Below are 1580 nucleotides of genomic sequence, written 5' to 3' on the forward strand. Positions count from 1 at the left end.
GTGACAACTCAGGTTCTCCAAAGCGCTTTTTCAAAATCATAATTTTTTCACGAGAGTGTGAATAAAATTACACCTATATGTTGATAACGAATCTGCTTTCCGTGAGTTTGATAGGGTGCATAGCATAATCTTTGCAAACATGATAAAGCGCGAAACTTTAGAGCCTCTTGATAAGGGGCAGATTATAGATCTCTTTGTTGAATTCAGCAACAAGGTTGAGAAGCAGCTGAATGAATTGAAGGAGGATATTCGTGTTTTAAAAGAAGAAAACCAACGTTTAAAATCACAAAATAGCCGTAACAGTTCCCGTCCTCCATCTCATGACTTTGGAAGAACACCCAGGCAAAAAAGTCTTCGTAAACCAAGTAATAAAAAATCTGGAGGTCAAAAAGGGCACAAGGGAACAACACTTTTTCAATCTCCCAAGCCAGACCAAGTTATTAAGCACACTCCTGCTCCATATTGTCCTGGTTGTGGTAAAGCACATTCAGCAGACGCCTTGAAGCTTCAATCCAAAAGGCAGGTTGTTGATATTCCACCTATACAGGCTACAGTTACAGAACATCAGGTTTATCAACTACAGTGTAATTGCGGATGCGTTTCAAAAGGGGAATTCCCTGCAGGCGTTACAGCTCCGGTTCAGTATGGCAACCGATTGGTTTCGTTTGTCAGTTATCTTAGTACGCGCCAATATATTCCCTTTGGTCGTTTACCAGAATTATTAGAATGTATCTGCAATGTGTCGCTTAGCGAAGGCACCATCTATAACATGCTTGACCGCGTAGCAAATAGCTTGCTACCTGTTTATGAAGGAATCAAGCAGGATGTGGCAAAAGCAAAGGTTGTTGGTAGTGATGAATCAGGTGTAAAGGTTAACAATAGCAATTATTGGACTTGGACCTGGCAGACTGATAGCGAAACATACATTACAATTAAACCAAGCCGTGGCTACGTTACCATCGAAAATGAATTTCCTGATGGTTTTCCTACAGCAATATTGGTGAGCGATTCGTTAAGTACACAGCTTAAAACCCCTGCCTTGTTGCATCAGCTGTGTTTAGCACATTTAATGCGTGAGCTAAACGCTTTTATTGAAGCATCAAAAAATGAGTGGGCAATGTTACTCAAAGCCTTATTTGAAAAGGCAATTGAACTTAAAAAAGAATTAACATCCGAACAATATAACAATCCACCGGAAGAAGTAGAGCTAATAAACAAGGCATTTGGTACACTTTTAGATTTACCCTTGCAGGAGAATGTACCAAAGCTTCCTGCGTTTCAAAAACGATTAATAAAATGGCGTGATGCTGTTTTTACATTCTTACAATACCAAGATGTGCCTTTTGACAACAATGGCTCTGAACGTGCTATTCGAAATATTAAAGTCAAGCAAAAAGTATCCGGAGGATTTCGATCGGAAAGAGGTGCTGAAACTTTTGCAATTACAAGGTCGGCAATTGACACATGGATTAAACGTACTGTCAACATCTTTGATATGCTCAATCTACACCTTAATGCAGCTAATAATAATGAAGCTGTTTGCTTAATCTAGAAGAATACAATAGTACGTGAGTAGTTAC

The 1580-nt window shown here is 39.2% G+C and carries 1 protein-coding gene; it reads left to right on the forward strand.

The annotated features are described in order from the left end of the window. The first annotated feature begins 139 nt into the window (after positions 1-139). Positions 140-1552 (forward strand): IS66 family transposase, encoded by a 1413-nt coding sequence (gene tnpC, locus JIV24_RS22085; protein WP_200467255.1) that lies wholly within the window; start codon positions 140-142, stop codon positions 1550-1552. Positions 1553-1580 lie beyond the last annotated feature (28 nt).

It is taken from the genome of Carboxylicivirga marina (genome assembly GCF_016612505.1).
Taxonomy (GTDB): Bacteria; Bacteroidota; Bacteroidia; order Bacteroidales; family Marinilabiliaceae; genus Carboxylicivirga; species Carboxylicivirga marina.

Bases quoted from the DNA above. Each gene is read 5' to 3' on its own strand.
- tnpC (WP_200467255.1), top strand. From the start codon at position 140: ATGATAAAGCGCGAAACTTTAGAGCCTCTTGATAAGGGGCAGATTATA.